The sequence below is a fragment of the Methylobacterium pseudosasicola genome (genome assembly GCF_900114535.1).
Taxonomy (GTDB): domain Bacteria; phylum Pseudomonadota; class Alphaproteobacteria; order Rhizobiales; family Beijerinckiaceae; genus Methylobacterium; species Methylobacterium pseudosasicola.
Genome location: NZ_FOTK01000010.1, coordinates 57,135 through 74,582 on the forward strand (window position 1 = coordinate 57,135; position 17,448 = coordinate 74,582).

15 protein-coding genes are annotated in these 17,448 nt (G+C 69.3%); 7 read left to right on the forward strand and 8 right to left on the reverse strand.

Features of this window, described 5'->3' with window-relative positions:
- Positions 1 to 200 precede the first annotated feature (200 nt).
- Positions 201 to 575 (forward strand): DUF2794 domain-containing protein, encoded by a 375-nt coding sequence (locus BM228_RS12185; protein WP_092040469.1) that lies wholly within the window; start codon positions 201 to 203, stop codon positions 573 to 575.
- 5 nt (positions 576 to 580) lie between these two features.
- On the opposite strand, the gene BM228_RS12190 is transcribed toward BM228_RS12185, so the two are convergent.
- From BM228_RS12190 to BM228_RS12205, 4 genes are all read right to left on the reverse strand, one after another.
- Positions 581 to 1,477 (reverse strand): dihydrodipicolinate synthase family protein, encoded by an 897-nt coding sequence (locus BM228_RS12190; RefSeq protein ID WP_092040472.1) that lies wholly within the window; start codon positions 1,475 to 1,477, stop codon positions 581 to 583.
- Between the two features lie 96 nt (positions 1,478 to 1,573).
- A complete protein-coding gene (locus BM228_RS12195; protein WP_092040474.1) occupies positions 1,574 to 2,344 on the reverse strand; it encodes a Bax inhibitor-1/YccA family protein in 771 nt (256 codons plus the stop codon).
- Positions 2,345 to 2,659: 315 nt separating this feature from the next.
- The gene (locus BM228_RS12200) at positions 2,660 to 5,239 is read right to left on the reverse strand and encodes an ABC transporter permease (protein ID WP_092040477.1); all 2,580 of its coding nucleotides are present in this window, start codon (positions 5,237 to 5,239) and stop codon (positions 2,660 to 2,662) included.
- Positions 5,239 to 5,940 (reverse strand): ABC transporter ATP-binding protein, encoded by a 702-nt coding sequence (locus BM228_RS12205; RefSeq protein WP_409565401.1) that lies wholly within the window; start codon positions 5,938 to 5,940, stop codon positions 5,239 to 5,241. The genes BM228_RS12200 and BM228_RS12205 overlap by 1 nt, the downstream gene beginning before the upstream one ends.
- 189 nt (positions 5,941 to 6,129) lie before the next feature.
- On the opposite strand from BM228_RS12205, the gene BM228_RS12210 reads away from it, so the two are divergent.
- Both BM228_RS12210 and thpR read left to right on the forward strand, forming a co-directional pair.
- Entirely contained in the window at positions 6,130 to 6,729 is a 600-nt protein-coding gene (locus tag BM228_RS12210; protein ID WP_092040660.1) for an arylesterase, read from the forward strand.
- Positions 6,729 to 7,268 (forward strand): RNA 2',3'-cyclic phosphodiesterase, encoded by a 540-nt coding sequence (gene thpR, locus BM228_RS12215; RefSeq protein ID WP_092040479.1) that lies wholly within the window; start codon positions 6,729 to 6,731, stop codon positions 7,266 to 7,268. The genes BM228_RS12210 and thpR overlap by 1 nt, the downstream gene beginning before the upstream one ends.
- A 4-nt stretch (positions 7,269 to 7,272) precedes the next feature.
- Here the strand turns inward: thpR and coaA are convergent, their stop codons facing one another.
- From coaA to BM228_RS12230, 3 genes are all read right to left on the reverse strand, one after another.
- A complete protein-coding gene (coaA, locus tag BM228_RS12220; RefSeq protein WP_092040482.1) occupies positions 7,273 to 8,262 on the reverse strand; it encodes a type I pantothenate kinase in 990 nt (329 codons plus the stop codon).
- Complete coding sequence (locus tag BM228_RS12225) at positions 8,259 to 8,582, reverse strand: phosphoribosyl-ATP diphosphatase (protein WP_092040485.1); 324 nt, start codon at positions 8,580 to 8,582, stop codon at positions 8,259 to 8,261. Before BM228_RS12225 ends, coaA begins: the two co-directional genes overlap by 4 nt.
- Before the next feature lie 156 nt (positions 8,583 to 8,738).
- Complete coding sequence (locus BM228_RS12230) at positions 8,739 to 9,686, reverse strand: aspartate carbamoyltransferase catalytic subunit (RefSeq protein ID WP_092040487.1); 948 nt, start codon at positions 9,684 to 9,686, stop codon at positions 8,739 to 8,741.
- A gap of 173 nt (positions 9,687 to 9,859) precedes the next feature.
- Here BM228_RS12230 and BM228_RS12235 point away from each other — a divergent pair, with 173 nt between their 5' ends.
- The 3 genes from BM228_RS12235 (at position 9,860) to topA (ending at position 14,772) form a co-directional block, all read left to right on the forward strand.
- On the forward strand, positions 9,860 to 10,723 hold the full coding sequence (locus BM228_RS12235) for a cytochrome b/b6 domain-containing protein (protein ID WP_092040490.1): 864 nt from the start codon (positions 9,860 to 9,862) through the stop codon (positions 10,721 to 10,723).
- Positions 10,720 to 11,670 (forward strand): molybdopterin-dependent oxidoreductase, encoded by a 951-nt coding sequence (locus BM228_RS12240; protein WP_092040492.1) that lies wholly within the window; start codon positions 10,720 to 10,722, stop codon positions 11,668 to 11,670. Before BM228_RS12235 ends, BM228_RS12240 begins: the two co-directional genes overlap by 4 nt.
- A gap of 414 nt (positions 11,671 to 12,084) precedes the next feature.
- Positions 12,085 to 14,772 carry a type I DNA topoisomerase gene (gene topA, locus BM228_RS12245; protein WP_092040495.1) on the forward strand — a complete coding sequence of 896 codons (2,688 nt, stop codon included), beginning with the start codon at positions 12,085 to 12,087 and terminating at the stop codon, positions 14,770 to 14,772.
- Positions 14,773 to 14,838: 66 nt separating this feature from the next.
- On the opposite strand, the gene BM228_RS12250 is transcribed toward topA, so the two are convergent.
- Complete coding sequence (locus BM228_RS12250; protein WP_092040663.1) at positions 14,839 to 15,030, reverse strand: hypothetical protein; 192 nt, start codon at positions 15,028 to 15,030, stop codon at positions 14,839 to 14,841.
- A 338-nt stretch (positions 15,031 to 15,368) separates the two neighbouring features.
- Between BM228_RS12250 and parE the strand changes: the two genes are divergently transcribed.
- Positions 15,369 to 17,429: a DNA topoisomerase IV subunit B gene (gene parE, locus BM228_RS12255; RefSeq protein WP_092040665.1), complete on the forward strand. Its 2,061-nt coding sequence runs from the start codon at positions 15,369 to 15,371 to the stop codon at positions 17,427 to 17,429.
- The last annotated feature ends 19 nt before the right edge of the window (positions 17,430 to 17,448 follow it).

Genomic DNA, 17,448 nt, shown 5'->3' on the forward strand with positions numbered 1-17,448 from the left:
CGCCGGCCGGGCAGGACCCGGCGAGGTTCAGTCACTGTTGTACTGCCGCAACGCGGCTCGCAAAAGGCGCAAATCGGGCGGAACCATGTTTTTTGCCGCTGGTCTGTGTCTCGCGCGACACGGGGTCCGCCACGGCCACCCTTGCGGGGTGCAGCGGCGGGGGCCATCATTCGGCAAAGCATGGGCATGACGGAGTGACGATGACGGAGCGGATGAGCGCGGGGTCGCGGCCCGACGATGCGGCGGGCCATGTCATTCCGTTTCCCGCCCGTGCGGAACCTCCGCAGATCGCCTTCAACCGGGACGAGCTGCGCACGATCTTCAACCTCTACGGCCGGCAGGTCGCCGCGGGCGAGTGGCGCGACTACGCCATGGATTTCCGCCGGGACAAGGCGGTGTTCTCGATCTACCGCCGCAGTTCCGAGATGCCGTTGTACCGGATCGAGAAGGATCCGAAGCTCGCCCGCCGCCAGGGCGCCTACGCGGTGATCGCCGCGAGCGGCCTGGTGATGAAGCGCGGGACCGAGCTGGCCCGGGTGCTCGCCGTGCTGGAGCCGCCGCCGCGGGCGGTCTGAGTTTCTCAGGCGAGGCTCAAGGTCCGGACAGTCGCAAAAATCTCCGCCCGGATCTCCGGCGCCAGCGGCAGGATCGGCCGCGGCGGCTCGGCCCGGCAGAGGCCGAGATGGTCAGCCAGCGCGTACACGACCCGCAGGCTCGAATGCGCCTTGAACAGGATCCAGAGGGGCGCGAGTTCGGCGTTCAGCGCCCGGGCCTGCGCCGCGTCGCCCGCCTGGACGGCACGGGTGATCGCCAGGCAGGTTCTCGGAAACAGGCCGCCCGCGACGCTGAACCAGGCCGCGCCGCCGGCGATCAGCGCCTCGGTCACATTCCAGTCGCCGCTGAACCCCACGGACACATCCGCCGGGACCGCCGCTCGGAGCGTCGCCACTCCGGCCGCGGCGGCTTCGGGCTCCGGCGCCGGGCACTTGGCTGCCACCACGCCGGGCAGGCGGGCGATCCGGCCGATCAGGGCCGGTGAGAAGCGGAAATGCGTGGTCGAGGGGTTGTCGTAGATCACCAGCGGCAGACCGCCCTCGCCGGCCACCGCCTCGAAATGCCGAAATACCTCGTCGTCGGTGAGCGGCGTGTAGGAGACCGGCGCGAGCAGGCCGGCATCGGCGCCGGCCGCCCGGGCGTCCTGGGCCAGCCGGATCGCCTCGTCGGTGCGCAGCGCCCCGATCCCGACGAGGATCGGCACCCGGCCGCCCAAGGTCTCGGCGGCGATGGTCACGGCGCGGCGGCGCTCCTCCCGGGACAGGTAGGCGTAGGTCCCGGTGCTCCCGAGCAGGCCGATCGAATCGACCTCCGCCTCCGCAAGACGCGCCAGCAGTCGGCGCAGGCCTGTCTCATCGACGCTGCCCTCGGCATCGCTCGGAGTGATCGGGAAGGCGGACAGGCCGGAGATTTTGTCGAGCATGGCGGCACGATAGCGCGCGGAGGCCGTCGATACAGGCAAAAAGAAACCCCGGCGGTTTCCCGCCGGGGTTTCCTCAAGTCCGGGTTCGTCCAAAGCCTAGCGGCGGTCGCCAATCAGGCTCAGCAGGAACTGGAACATGTTGATGAAGTCGAGATAGAGGGTCAGGGCGCCGTTCACCGACATCTTGGCCGCCGCCTCACCGTCGAAGCCGCCGTAGAGATACATCTCCTTGAGCTTCTGGGTGTCGTAGGCTGTCAGGCCCGCGAAGATCAGCACGCCGAGCACCGAGATGGCGAACTGCAGGGCCGACGACGCGAAGAAGATGTTCACGAGCGACGCCAGGATGATGCCGATCAGGCCCATCATCAGGAACGAGCCCATGCCCGAGAGGCTACGCTGGGTGGTGTAGCCGTACAGGCTCAGCGAGCCGAAGGCAGCCGCCGTGATGAAGAACACCTGGATCACGCTCGCCCCGGTGAAGACCAGGAGGAGCGAGGACATCGAGGCGCCCATCACCGCCGCGAAGGCCCAGAACATCGTCCGGGCCGACGAGGCCGACATCCGGTCCATCCGCATCGAGAAGACGAAGATGAACGCGAGCGGGGCAAGCATCAGCACCCACTTGAGCGGGCTGTTGTAAAGGGTCTGACCGAAGGGGGTCAGGATCGGGCGCGAGCCCTGGTAGGCCGCGACCGACGCCATGTTCAGACCGAGGGCGACGAGACCGGAGATGCCGAGCCCGACGACCATGTTGTTGTAGACGCCGAGCATGAAAGTGCGCAGGCCCTGATCGACCTGAACCTGGCTGCCGGCGTAACCGGACGGCTGCTGGGCGCCGTACCGGAAGGGTGAGTTCTCGAATGCCATGGGAGTTTCCTTGCGGAGGCTCTCTCAGCGTGGTGTTCGGGCGAGGCCCACGCAGGACCTCTGGCGCCAGGCTGGCGCCTCGGACCGGAATATGTTGCGCCGCCGCCGCCTGCACAAGTCCCCGGCCACGGTTGCGAGGCCGGTTTTACGGGGGACGCGGATGTATTTTTGTCCATGAAGTCAGGGATTAAAATGGATTCCCGCGATCCCGACGGCCGGTTCGACTGACGGTTGCCAGCGTCGCAGCGCTTCGATGTCTCGGGGCGAAGTCTTAACCATCCCTCCAACCGTCGTCAGGCGAGCGAAAACCCGTCCCTAGATCTGCCGGAGATACGGCGCGGGCTTCTGCCCCAGGATCCGCCAGGTCCCAGCCAGCCCGAGCAGGATCGCCAGGGCCACCGCGGCCATGGCCGCGACCAGCGCGCCCGACAGGTCAAGGCGGAAGTCGAGATGCATGACCTTCGCGACGATCACCCAGCCGGCGACGCTGCCGGCGGCGAGGCCGAACAGGGCGGTGGCGAGGCCCAATGCCGCGTACTCGATGGCGTAGGCCGAGAGCAGCCGCGCCCGGCTGGCGCCCAGCACCTTGAGCACCACCGCGTCGTAGAGGCGCGCCCGGTGGCCCGCCGCGATGGCGCCTGCCAGCACGAACAGGCTCGCCAGCACGGCCACGGCGCTCGCCCCGCGGATCGCCAGGACGAGGCGGCCGACGAGGTCGCCGATCGCGTCGAGGGCGTCCTTGACCCGCACGGCGCTCACCGACGGGAAGGTCTTCGCGACGTCGCGCAGGATGCGGTTCTCGGCGCCGGCATCGGTGCCGCCCGGGAGCGACAGGGTGGCGAGGTCCGAGTGCGGTGCGCCGCGGAAGGTGCCGGGTGAGAACACCATCACGAAGTTGATGCCGAGGTTGCGCCATTCCACCCGGCGCAGGTTGAAGATCGTGGCCCTGAGATCGCGCCCGAGTACGTTGACGGTGACGCTGTCGCCGACCTTCAGACCGAGCTGGCGCGCGAGCTCGGCCTCGAACGAGACCAGGGGCTTGGCCCCCTGCTCGGCGCTCCACCACGCGCCCTCCGTGAGGGTCGAGCCCTCCGGCACCGTATCGGCGTAGGTGATGCCCCGGTCGCCGTCGAGGACCCAGGCGGCGTCCTCCGGAGGGCGGATCTTGTTGGCCGGTACGCCGTTCAGGGCGACGATCCGGCCGCGCATCATCGGCACGTCCTCGATCTTGCCGTTGGGCGCCGAGCGCGCCAGGAACGCCCGGAACTCGGCGGCGTCCCGGGACGGGATGTCGAGGAAGAACAGATTCGGCGCCCGCGCCGGCAGTGTCGCGCTGATCGTGCGGCGAACATTGGCGTCGATCAGGCTGAGGGTGACCAGCAGCGTCACCCCGAGGCCCAGGGACAGGACGATGGCGGGCGTCAGCGCCCCCGGCCGGTGGAGATTCGCCAGCGCCATCCGAGGCGCCGGCCAGCGCGGATGCGACAGGCGGCGGGCGAGCGCCATCAGGCCGAGCGCGACCCCGTGCAACAGCGCGAAGGCGATCGCCGCAGCCGCGATGAAGATCAGCGCCACCCGCCGGTCGAAGGCTGTGCCGACCGACAGGCCAACGAGCGCCGCCAGGCTCAGGGCGAGCCAGAACCGATAGCGCCAGCGCGGGCTGACCCGGGCCGGATCGACCGTGTCGCGGAACAGGCCCGAGACCGGCACGTCGTGGGCGCGCCCGAGCGGCGTGATCGCAAACGCGAAGGCGGTGAGCAGCCCGTAGGCGGCAGCGAGCGCCAATTCGCCCGGGGCGAGGGTCGGGTTCAGCGGCAGGGGCAGATCGGCGGAGAACAGCGCGTCCAGCGCGAACGGCAGGCTCGCCCCGATCAAGAGCCCGATCAGCGTCCCGATCCCGGCGATCAGCATCACCTGCGTGAGATAGAGGGCGACCACCTGCGAGCCCGGCGCGCCAACGCTCTTCAGCGTCGCGATCGAGGGGCGCTTGCGCTCCACGAAGGCGTGGACGGCGTTGCCGACGCCGACGCCGCCGACGATCAGCGCGGTCAGGCCCACCAGGGTCAGGAACTGAGTGAAACGCTCGATGCTCTTGGCGAAGCGCGGATCGGCGTTGCTGCGCGACCGGATCTCCCAGCCGGCCTCCGGGGTCGCGGCGCGGATCCGCGCTTGCGCGGCGTCGAGATCGGAATCCCCGGCCGCGTCCTTGGGCAGGACGATGCGGTAGCTCCAGCGGTTGAGGCTGCCGGGCTGGACCAGGCCGGTGGCCCGCAGGGTCGGCTCCGAGATCATCAGCCGCGGGCCGAAGCCGATGCCGCCGGCGATCTTGTCGGGCTCGGAGGTGAGCGTGCCGCGGATCGCGATCGCGTGGCCGGCCAGCGCGATGCGGTCGCCGACTTTCACGTCGAGACGGGTGAGCAGGGCCGGGTCCGCAAGCGCACCCGGCACCCCGTCCCGCGCCACCAGCAAATCGGCGAGCCGGCCCGGCGGCTCGGTGACAAGCTCGCCCGCCGCCGGGTAGGTGGCGGGGTCGACGGCTTTCAGCTCGACCAACGCGGCGTCGCCGCTGCCCGCCACCGCCATGGCCCGCAGGGATGCCACGGCATCGACCTTTCCTTCACGCGACAGGGCCTGCCGCTCGGCCTCGGTCGCCTCGCGGTTGATTAGGTTGTAGGCGAGATCGCCCCCGAGTATGCGCCGCCCCTCCCGGCCGAGGCCGTCGGAGAGCGAGCGCGAGATCGACGCCACCCCGGCGATCGCCGCGACGCCGAGCGCGATGCAGGCGAGGAACACCCCGAAGCCGGACAGGCCGGCGCGCAATTCGCGAACCGCCAGGCGCAGAGTGAGCGGGATACGGCGGGGGGAAGGTTCGGGGCGGGTGACCGTGCCGTGCATCAGGCGCTCACCGCCTCCTCGATCCGGCCCGAGCGCAGGCGCACGGTGCGGTCGCACAGGCGGGCGAGGCCGTTGTCGTGGGTGACCAGCACCAAGGTCGCGCCGCGGTCGCGCTTCAGCCGGAACAGCAGGTCTACGATCTGCCGGCCGGTGGCTTCGTCGAGATTGCCGGTGGGCTCGTCGGCCACCAGGATCGCTGGATCCGGGGCGACCGCCCGGGCGATGGCGACGCGCTGCTGCTCGCCCCCCGAGAGCTGCGCCGGATAATGGTGTAGCCGGTGCCCGAGGCCGACCGCCTCCAGCTCGGCGCGGGCCCGCTCCAGGGCGCCGGGCCGGTCGGCGAGTTCCAGCGGCAGCGCGACGTTTTCCAGCGCCGTCATGGTCGGGACCAGGTGGAAGGCCTGGAACACGATGCCGATGCGCCGGCCCCGGAAGCGGGCGAGCGCGTCCTCGTCGAGGCGTGCGAGGTCGGTATCCTCGATCACGACGCCGCCGGAATCCGGCCGCTCCAGACCGGCCATCACCATTAGCAGGGTCGATTTGCCCGAGCCCGAGGGGCCGACCAGCCCCACCGCCTCGCCACGATCGACGCTGAGCGAAATGCCGCGCAGGACGTGCACCCTTGCGGCGCCGCGGCCGAGGCTGAGATCGATGTCGGACAACGCGATCGCCGGCTCGCGCAGCACCTTGCCGTGGCTCACGAGGCGGCCGATCTGTGGGCGATGACGAGCATGGCGCGCGAGGTCCTGACTTGGCTTCGAACTTGGCTGCACGGGCCGTTAGTGCACCGCGATATGGGGGGCGCATTGGGGCCGCGCCATGACGGCGCCCGCCGCGCCCGGCGGGTCGCCCTGTTTGTCGCAGCGCTAGCGGGTCTGGTGTTCCCTTTCATGACAGTTAGTCACGCGGCGCCCGGCGGGCCGATCAAGCTCGTCGCGCTGGGCGACAGCCTCACGGCGGGCTACCGCCTGCCGTCGGATGCGGCCTTCCCGACCGTGCTGGAGCGCCTGCTCAAGGCCAAGGGCGCGGACGTGACGGTGGCCAATGCCGGGGTTTCCGGCGACACCGCCACGGGCGGGCTCGACCGGGTCGACTGGTCGGTGCCGGATGGGACCGCTGGGGTCATCCTCGAACTCGGCGCCAACGACATGCTGCGCGGCACCGACCCGAAGGTCACCGAAGGGGCGCTCGCGGCGATCATCGAGCGGCTCAAGGCCCGCGGCATCCCGGTGCTGCTCGCCGGCATGCAGGCCGCCCCCAATCTCGGGCCGGACTACAAGGCGCGGTTCGACGCGATCTTCCCGAATCTCGCCAAGCGCTACGACCTGATCCTCTACCCGTTCTTCCTCGACGGGATCATCGGCGACCGGGCCCAGCATCTCGATGACGGGCTGCACCCAAACGCCCGGGGGGTCGAGACCATCGCGACCCAGATCCTCCCCACGGTCGAGACGTTTTTGGGGGGCCTCCGGCAGGGGGCGTCGCGCTGATGCCGCGGCTGTTCACCGGGCTCGCCGTGCCGGCCGAGGTCGCGGACGCGCTGCGGATCTACAGGGGCGGCCTGCCGGGGGCGCGCTGGATCGAGCCCGGCGACTATCACGTCACCCTGCGATTCCTCGGCGATGTCGCGGTGCCGGTCGCGGAGGACGTGCTGGAGGCGATGGCCGAGATGCGCGCGCGCGCCGCCCTCACGGTGACGCTCGACGGGCTCGGCATCTTCGGCGGCGACCGGCCGCGGGCGCTCTACGCCTCGGTGGTGCCGAGCCCGGAGCTGATCGATCTCCAGGCCGAGCAGGAGCGGCTGGTGCGCCGGGCGGGCGTCGAGCCGGAGCGCCGAAAATTCACCCCGCACGTCACTTTGGCCCGCCTCAAGCGCGAGGCCAGCCCGGAGGCGGTGGCGATGTACCTCTCGCAAGGGCCGGCCTTCGCGCCACTTTCTTTCGTGGTCGATCGGGTGACGATGTTCTCGGCGAAGGAGTCCACCGGCGGCGGGCCGTATGTGGCGGAGGCGGAGTTGCCGTTCGTGTGAGGTGTTACAGCCGCCGCAGCGCCACGCTCTCGATCCTGTGGCTCGCGCCTTTGGTGAGGATCAAGCTCGCCCGCTGGCGGGTGGGCAGAATATTCTCGCGCAGGTTCGGCAGGTTGATCGTCGTCCAGAGCCGGTCGGCGATGTCCAGGGCCTCGCGCTCGGGCACCTCGGCGTATTTCCGGAAGTAGGAGCGCGGGTCGCGGAATGCGGTCTGGCGCAGGCGCATGAACCGGGTGACGTACCAGCGGTGCAGGTCGTCCTCGTGGCCGTCGAGATAGATCGAGAAGTCGAAGAAGTCGGAGACGAACGGGATCGCGGTGCCGTCCCGCGGCAGGCGGGCGGGCTGGAGCACGTTCAGGCCCTCGACGATCAGGATGTCGGGGCTCTCCACCACCCGTTCCTCCCCGGGCACCCGGTCGTAGACGAGGTGCGAGTAGAGCGGCGCGGTCACCCGCTTGTGGCCGGCCTTCACGTCGTGGAGGAAGCGCAGCAGCGCGGCGGTGTCGTAGCTCTCCGGAAAACCCTTGCGCTCCATGATGCCGTTGGCGGTCAGCTCGGCATTGGGCAGCAGGAACCCGTCGGTGGTGACGAGGTCGACCTTCGGGGTATTGGGCCAGCGGGCCAGCAGGGCGGCCAGGATCCGGGCGGTGGTCGACTTGCCCACCGCCACCGAGCCGGCCAGCCCGATGATATAGGGGGCCTTGGTCTCGCGCTCGGCCAGCAGGAAGCGCTGCGTCGCCTTGAACAGGCCTTGCGTCGCCGCGACGTAGAGCGACAGCAACCGCGACAGCGGCAGGTAGATCGCCACCACTTCCTCGACCGAGATCGGGTCGTTGATCGATTGCAGCCGCTCGATATCCTCGGCTTTGAGCGTCAGCGGCGTGTCGGCGCGCAGCTGCGCCCATTCCTCGCGGCTGAAGCGGCGATAGGGCGAGAGCCGATCCGATGCGTCGAGGATCGCCTCGACCGAGCCCGGCAGCGCGGCCGCGTTCACGCGTGGCGCCTCGCGGCCTTCTCGGCGATCCCGCTCTGCGCGGTGCGGCGCTCCAGCTCCGCCATGACGGCATCGAGCTCGACGCCTCCGGCCCGGAGCAGCACCACGAGGTGGTAGAGCACGTCCGCGGCCTCGTTGCGCAGGCCGGTCTTGTCGCCCTGCACCGCCGCGATGGCGGCTTCCACGGCCTCCTCGCCGAGCTTCTTTGCCGCTTCGGCGGGGCCTTTGGACAGGAGCTTGGCCGTGTAGGAGGTCTCCGGATCGGTTCCGGCGCGGCTCGCGACGAGCTTGGCGAGGTCGGCGAGCGTGTAGGCGGTCATGAAGCGATCTGCATGTGAGGTCGGCCTTAAGGGTTCGGCCGAGGCCGTATTCGGCAGGAAACTGCGCTACGGCCGCCCCGCGGGCAAGCCGCCGGGATGAAAGCATCCCCGCTTTGTCCGACTTAAGCTTGAATTCAATCGGTTCGGATGGCGGTCTCAGCCGTTCGGCAGGTGCCGGGCCAGCGCTTCGAGCACGGCCATGCGCACGGCCACCCCCATCTCGACCTGCTCGCGGATCAGCGATTGCGCGCCGTCGGCGATCTCGGAAGAAATCTCGACGCCGCGATTCATCGGGCCGGGATGCATCACCAGGGCGTCGGGCTTGGCCAGCGCCAGCTTTTCACCATCGAGGCCGAAATACCGAAAATACTCCTTCACAGAGGGCACGAACGAGCCGTTCATGCGCTCGCGCTGGAGGCGCAGCATCATCACGATATCGCAGCCGTCCAGGCCCTTGCGCATGTCCGTAAAGGTCTCGACGCCGAAGCGCCCGATCCCGGCGGGCAGCAGGGTCGAGGGCGCGATCAGGCGCACCCGCGCGCCCATCGCCTGCAGCAGAATGATGTTCGAGCGTGCCACCCGCGAATGCAGGACGTCGCCGCAGATCGCGACCTGAAGCCCTTCGATCCGGCCTTTGTTGCGGCGGATCGTCAGCGCGTCGAGGAGCGCCTGGGTCGGGTGCTCGTGGGCGCCGTCGCCGGCATTGACCACGGCGCAATCGACCTTGCGAGCCAGCAGATGCACCGCGCCGGCCGATTCGTGGCGCACCACGATGATGTCCGGCCGCATCGCGTTGAGCGTCGCGGCGGTGTCGATCAGGGTCTCGCCCTTTTTCACCGAGGAGGACGCCACCGACATGTTCATCACGTCGGCGCCGAGTCGCTTGCCGGCGAGCTCGAAGGAGGATTGCGTCCGGGTCGAGGGCTCGAAGAACAGGTTGATCTGGGTGCGGCCCCGGAGCGTCGTGCGCTTCTTCTCGACCTGCCGGGAGATGTCGACGGCGGCATCGGCCGCGTCGAGCAGCACCTCGATGTCGGGCCGGGTCAGCCCCTCGATGCCGAGGAGGTGCCGGTGCGGGAAGGCCGGGGGCGCGGGGCTCGTCATGATGAGACCGGGGTGTAGGTCCGGCTCGCCGTCCCGGCAAGGCGCGGGCGCCCCTGCGGCCTTTTTTCATCGGTTGGTAACTTGCGCGGCTGCGCCACGTATCAGCCGGATCCGCACAGCCACGACCCTTGCGAGACGCACGCTTGAGTACCGAAAGCTTGAGAGACGAAGCCTTGGACGCGACCCCCGCGCGCGAAGCGCCCGAGACCGTCGACGCCACGGGGCGCCGCTGGTTCTACCGCCACCCGGCGGTGATCCGGCTGGCCCATTGGATCAACGCCGCGGTGCTGCTGGTGCTGCTGATGAGCGGCCTGCAGATCTTCAACGCTCACCCGGCTCTCTACTGGGGGGCGGTCTCGACCTTCGACGATCCGGCTCTGGCGATCACCAGCGAGCAGGGGCGCGACGGCACCAATCGCGGCGTCGTGACAATCGGGTCGCACAGCTTCGACACCACCGGGGTGCTGGGCCTGTCCCGGGAGGGCAACACCGCCGTGGACCGAGCCTTCCCGTCCTGGGCGACCCTCCCGGCGGATCAGGACCTCACGACGGGGCGGCGCTGGCATTTTCTGTTCGCGTGGTTCCTCGTGCTGAACGGCGCGGTCTATCTCCTCTACGGGCTGTTCAGCGGCCAGCTGCGCCGGCGCCTGATCCCGGACGGGGACCAGATCCGCGACTTCGGCGGCTCCGTGAAGGAGCACCTGCTGCTGCGCTTCCCCGAGGGCGAGGAGGCCAAGCGCTATAACGTCATCCAGAAGCTCACCTATTTCGTGGTGGTGCTGGTCCTGCTGCCAGCGATGGTCCTGGCCGGGCTCGCCATGTCCCCCGGGGTCGATGCGGCCTGGCACTGGCTGCCGGAGCTGTTCGGCGGCCGGCAATCGGCCCGCACCATCCACTTCATCGCCGCCGGGCTGCTGGTGCTGTTCGTGGTCGTCCACGTGGTGCTCGTGCTGGTCTCCGGCTTCGTCAACAACATGCGCGGAATGCTCACCGGCTGGTTCAGCCTCGGCCGTCCCGAGAAGGAGACCGCGCGATGATCCTGCACCGCCGCAAGCTGCTCACCGCCGGCGCCGGCCTCGCCGGAACCGCCCTGCTCGGCGGTTGCGACCGCTTCGCCGGGACGGAGACCGGGCGCCGGACCCTCAAGGTCGGCGAGGACGCGAACCTGTTCGTCCAGCGCCTGCTGATGTCGCCCGCGACCCTGGCCCGGGAATATCCGGCCGCGATGATCTCACCCTGGTTCAAGCCGAACGGCACCATCGACCCGCCGGACCGCGATTTCCGCGCCCTGGCGGCGAAGAAGTTTTCGGAGTTCAAGCTGACGATCGACGGGCTGGTGCAGAAGCCTCTGTCCCTCAGCCTGGCTGATCTGCGGGCTTTGCCCGGTCGCACCCAGGTGACCCGCCACGATTGCGTCGAGGGCTGGAGCTGCATCGGGCAATGGTCCGGCGTCCCGCTCGCCGAGCTCTTGACCCGGGCCGGGCTGAAGCCGCAGGCGCGCTACGCCGTGTTCCACTGCGCCGACACGCTGGAATATGCCGGCGGCGGCCTCGAAGGCGGCGACGGCGCCTCCTTGTGGCGGCCCGAACATCCGGGCTCGGTCCGCGACGGCTATATCCAGCTCGCCGCCGCCGAGGATTGGGGCGGCGCGCCGACCGCCACCGACGCGCCCAAGGACGATTGGGGCCAGGGCGCACCGGAGCCGGAGGCGCCCGAGGATAAGCGCACGCCGATCCGCTATTACGAGAGCATCGACCTGTTCGACGCCTTCAACCCGCAGACGATCCTCGCCTACGACCTCAACGGCAAGCCGCTGCCGGTCTCGAACGGCGCCCCCCTGCGCCTGCGCGTGGAGCGCCAGCTCGGCTACAAGCAGGCCAAATACGTGATGCGGGTCGAACTGGTGGAGTCGCTGTCGGGCTTCGGACAGGGCGGCGGCGGCTACTGGGAAGATCGCGGCTACGAGTGGTACGCGGGGATCTGATCCGGTCCAAAGACACACCACCGTCATTGCGAGCGCAGCGAAGCAACCCAGCGTAGCGCGCGGTTGCAGAACGTAGCGTTTCCCTAGGTTGCTTCGCTGCGCTCGCAATGACGGCTTGGGGCGATCCGCCCAACCGTATGGGCCTGTGCTCAAACGTCCCGCCCGGCCTAGGTTGTGTGGCGGTTGGCCGGAACGCAACCGATCTCTATCGATTGGCTGTCATACGGATTCGCGCGTCGCATCCGAGGAGCCCCGAGCGACCTGGCCGGGACCTCCGCCATTTGACAACCCGCCGCCCGTAACCCACTTGTCCCCGGCGCGCGGCCCCGGCCCGACGGCGGGCACTCGTCCCACGCGAATTTCGAACAGAATTCGTCCGTCGCGCCCAGGCTCCGTCGAGGGGCAGAGGTCTGAATGAAAGTCGTTGTCGTCGAGTCGCCGGCTAAAGCCAAGACGATCAACAAATATCTCGGCCGCGACTATGAGGTGATCGCCTCCTTCGGGCATATCCGCGACCTGCCGGCCAAGGACGGCTCGGTCGATCCCGAGCAGGATTTCCACATGGTCTGGGAGCTCGCGGACCGGGGCGCCAGCCGCGTCAGCGAGATCGCCAAGGCGGTCAAGGGCGCGGACAAGCTGATTCTGGCGACCGACCCGGATCGCGAGGGCGAGGCGATCTCCTGGCACGTTCTGGAGGCGCTGAACGCCCGCAAGGTGCTCAAGGGCATCCCGGTCGAGCGCGTGACCTTCAACGCCATCACCAAGGCCTCGGTCGAGGCGGCGATGCGCAAGCCCCGGGAGATCGACCAGGCCCTGGTCGATGCCTACCTGGCGCGCCGGGCGCTGGACTATCTCGTCGGCTTCAACCTCTCGCCGGTGCTGTGGCGCAAGCTCCCCGGCGCCCGTTCGGCCGGTCGCGTGCAGTCGGTGGCGCTGCGGCTCGTGGTCGAGCGCGAGATGGAGATCGAGAGTTTCAAGCCGCGCGAGTACTGGTCGATCGTCGCGACCCTGACCACCACGGATGGTGCGACCTTCGAGGCCCGCCTCGTCGGCGCCGACGGCAAGCGGATCCAGCGCCTCGATGTCGGCACCGGCGACGAAGCGGCCGCGTTCAAGCGCGACCTCGAACTCGCGACTTTCAAGGTGGCGAGCGTCGAGGCGAAGCCGGCCAAGCGCCACCCGCAGCCGCCCTTCACCACGTCGACCCTCCAGCAGGAGGCCTCGCGAAAACTCGGGATGGCGCCGGCGCAGACCATGCGGGTCGCCCAGCGGCTCTACGAAGGTGTCGATGTCGGCGGCGAGACGGTCGGCATCATCACCTACATGCGGACTGACGGCGTCGACATGGCGCCGGAGGCGATCCAGGACACCCGCAAGGTGATCGGCAAGGAGTTCGGCGACCGCTACGTCCCGGACGTGCCGCGCAAGTACAGCGTCAAGGCCAAGAACGCGCAGGAGGCCCACGAGGCCGTGCGCCCGACCGACATGAGCCGCCTGCCCAAGATGGTGGCGCGTCATCTCGAGCCGGAGCAGGCCAAGCTCTACGACCTGATCTGGACCCGCACCATGGCGAGCCAGATGGAATCGGCCGAGCTTGAGCGGACCACCGTCGACGTCACGGCGAGTGTCGGCCCGCGGCGGATCGACCTGCGTGCCACCGGCCAGGTCGTGAAGTTCGACGGCTTCCTGGCGCTCTATCAGGAGGGCAAGGACGACGAGGAGGACGAGGAGAGCAAGCGCCTGCCGCCCATGAAGGCCGGCGATCCGCTCACCCGTGAGCGCATCACCTCGACCCAGCACTTCACCGAGCCGCCGCCGCGCTATTCCGAGGCGAGCCTGGTCAAGCGCATGGAGGAGCTCGGCATCGGCCGGCCCTCGACCTACGCGGCCGTTCTTCAGACGCTGCGCGACCGTGAATACGTCAAGATCGAGAAAAAGCGGCTTCAGCCGGAGGACAAGGGGCGTCTCGTTACCGGCTTCCTGGAGAGCTTCTTCCGGCGCTACGTCGAGTACGATTTCACCGCCGACCTCGAAGGCCAGCTCGACCGCGTCTCCAATGCCGAGATCGACTGGCGGGCGGTGCTGCGCGATTTCTGGAAGGACTTTTCCGCGGCGATCGGCGAGACCAAGGAGCTGCGCGTCACCGACGTGCTGGAGGCCCTCAACGGCCTGCTCGGCCCGCACATCTTCCCCGACAAGGGCGATGGCTCGAACCCGCGCACCTGCACGGTCTGCGGCACCGGCCAGCTCTCGCTGAAGCTCGGCAAGTTCGGCGCCTTCATCGGCTGCTCGAACTATCCGGAGTGCAAGTACACCCGCCAGCTCTCGGCCTCCGGGGTCGACGGCGACGGTGACGGGTCCTCGGCCGAGGGCGGCCAGCCGGGCGTCCGGGTGCTGGGCAACGATCCGGTGTCCGGGATGCCGGTGACGATCCGCGACGGGCGGTTCGGGCCCTTCGTGCAGCTCGGGGAAGCCTCCACCGAGAAGGACGCGGCGAAGCCGAAGCGCTCATCCCTGCCGAAGGGGCTCTCACCGTCTTCGGTCGATCTGGACAAGGCGCTGGCCCTGCTGTCGCTGCCGCGCGAGGTGGCGCGCCACCCCGAGACCGGGGAGCCGATCCTGGCCAATCTCGGCCGGTTCGGACCCTACGTGCAGCACGGGAAGACCTACGCCAATCTCGGCAAGGACGACGACGTGCTGGAGGTCGGGGCGAACCGCGCCATCGACCTGATCGTGGCCAAGGAGCAGGGCGGCGGGCGCGGCCGGCCGGCGGCCGATCCGGGGCGGCCCCTGGGTAAGGACGAGACGAGCGGGCGCGACCTCGTGGTCAAGGCCGGCAAGTACGGCCCCTATGTCACCGATGGCGAGGTCAACGCGACGCTGCCGAAGACGATGAATGCCGAGGCCCTGACCCTCGACGAGGCGATCGCGCTGGTGAATGCCAAGCGGGCGTCGGGCGGCGGCAAGCCGGTCAAGCGGGGTTCGGCCCGGAAGGCGCCGGCGCGGGCTGCGGCTTCCGATAAGAAGCCGGCAGCCAAGAAGGCGCCTGCGAAGAAACCGGCGGCGAAAAAGGCTCCTTCGAAGAAAACCGGCGCCGGCTGACGGCCGCGCCCTGTCTCTTCGAAGAATTGGCCCGAACTCTTCGCGTTGATCAGGCCGGGTCGTTGATCAGGCGAGGTAGGTGATCGTCGCCGCCAGCGCGGTGGCGGCGGTCGCCAGCGCGACGGTGACGGCGTTCACAAGGAAGCGGGTCGGCCGCACGGTGGCCGGCGCGTCGTCATCACACCCGAAGGCGGTGCCGGCGGCGTGCTCGAAACGGATCAGGGTGAGGCGGCGGGCCTCGATCGCGGCGTTGCTCATCGACGGCGGCTCCCGGACCACGCCCAAGCTCTTTCCCGACCAAACGCGGACGGGGCCGCCCGGTTCCGTTCCGGAACGGCGGCGACGAAGCGTTAACTCACCGTTGTGCAACGTCGTGATGACGGCAGCCGCAGCGAGACGACCGTCGGCCCAGGCTGCGCCCCTCGCTCGCGGCGGCGCAGCATGCGATGGTGGAGCGGTTCGGCGACGCACCGAACGCTCTGGATGTTTATGTTTTGTTCCGCTATGATGCGGGGATGAAGGCGCATGCTGCACGATTCGAGGCCCGTCTGCCCAACACCGAGCCGGCCGATGCGCCGCGCTCGCGGAGGCCGCGCGTGAGCGACCCGGCGCGCGACCTGTTCGGGCCCGGCAGCAAGCCCCCTGCCCCGCGTCCGGCGGAGCCGCGGCGGCGGCTGGCGGAATCTGCCTCGGTCCCGACGATCGCGGCGGCCGAGCCTGAGGCCGGCTACACCGCCTCCGACATCGAGGTGCTGGAGGGGCTGGAGCCGGTCCGGCGCCGGCCCGGCATGTATATCGGCGGCACCGACGAGCGGGCGCTGCACCACCTCTTCGCCGAGGTGATCGACAATTCCATGGACGAGGCGGTGGCCGGCCATGCCAGCTTCATCGAGGTCGAGCTGGAGGAATCCGGCTCCCTGGTGATCACCGACAATGGCCGCGGCATCCCGGTGGACCCGCACCCGAAATTCCCCGGCAAGTCGGCGCTCGAAGTCATCATGACGACGCTGCATGCCGGCGGGAAGTTCGACTCGAAGGTCTACGAGACCTCCGGCGGCCTGCACGGCGTCGGCATCTCGGTGGTCAATGCCCTGTCCGACATCCTCGAGGTCGAGGTCGCTCGCAACCAGACCCTGTATCGACAGACGTTTTCGCGCGGCCACGCGCAGGGGGCGCTGGAGCTGGTCGGCCGGGTGCAGAATCGCCGCGGCACGCGGGTGCGGTTCCATCCCGATGCCGAGATCTTCGGCTCGCTGAAGTTCGACCCGCGCCGCCTGTTCAAGATGGCGCGGTCCAAGGCCTACCTGTTCGGCGGCGTCGAGATCCGCTGGCGCTGCGCCCCTGCCTTGCTCGAAGGCCTGGAGGGCGTGCCGGCCGAGGCGGTGCACCGCTTCCCCGACGGGCTGCGCGACTACCTCGCCCGGGACATCGAGGGCAAGGATCTGGTCACCGAGGCGATGTTCACCGGCAAGGTGACCAGGCCCGGCTCGCACGGCTCGCTCGAATGGGCGGTGGCCTGGATGGTCGCTGAGGACGGCTTCTCGCATTCCTACTGCAACACGATTCCCACCCCCGAGGGCGGCACCCACGAGGCGGGCTTAAGGGTCGCGCTGCTGCGGGCCTTGCGCGAGCATGCCGAGCGCGTGAACCAAGCCAAGCGCATGACCGCGGTGACCACCGACGACGTCATGGCGACCTGCGCGTCCATGCTCTCGGTGTTCATCCGCGAGCCGGAATTCCAGGGCCAGACCAAGGACAAGCTCGCCACCGTGGAGGCCCAGCGCATCGTCGAGACGGCGGTGCGCGACGCCTTCGACCATTGGCTGGCCGCCTCCCCGGCCCAGGCCAACAAGCTGCTCGACTGGGTGATCGACCGGGCCGAGGAGCGGCTGCGCCGGCGCCAGGAGAAAGAGGTCGCCCGCAAGAGCGCGACCCGCAAGCTGCGCCTGCCCGGCAAGCTGGCGGATTGCTCGGCCGCCGGCACGGCGGGCTCCGAGATCTTCATCGTCGAGGGTGATTCCGCCGGCGGCTCGGCCAAGCAGGCCCGCGACCGGACCACCCAGGCGATCCTGCCCCTGCGCGGCAAGATCCTCAACGTCGCCTCGGCCTCCCGAGACAAGCTCGGCGCCAACCAGCTGATCTCGGACCTGACCTTGGCGCTCGGCTGCGGCACCGGCTCGGCCTTCCGCGAGACGGATCTGCGCTACGACAAGGTGATCATCATGACGGACGCCGACGTGGACGGCGCCCACATCGCCTCGCTGCTGATCACGTTCTTCTACCGGCAGATGCCGAAGCTGATCGACCGCGGCCACCTCTACCTGGCGATCCCGCCGCTCTACCGGCTGCAGCAGGGCTCGAAGGTCGCCTATGCCCGGGACGACGCCGACCGGGAGCGGATCACCAAGACGGTGTTCAAGGGCGGCAAGGTCGAGATCGGGCGCTTCAAGGGCCTGGGCGAGATGATGCCGGCCCAGCTCAAGGAGACCACCATGGACCCGAAGAAGCGCACTCTGCTCCGGGTCGCGATCCTCGACGAGGCGCGGGAATCCACCGGCGACACGGTGGAGCGCCTGATGGGCAACAAACCGGAAGCTCGCTTCGCCTTCATCAGCGAGCGCGCCGCCTTCGCCGACGGGGTCGATCTGGACATCTGAGGCGGCAGCGCGCCGACAG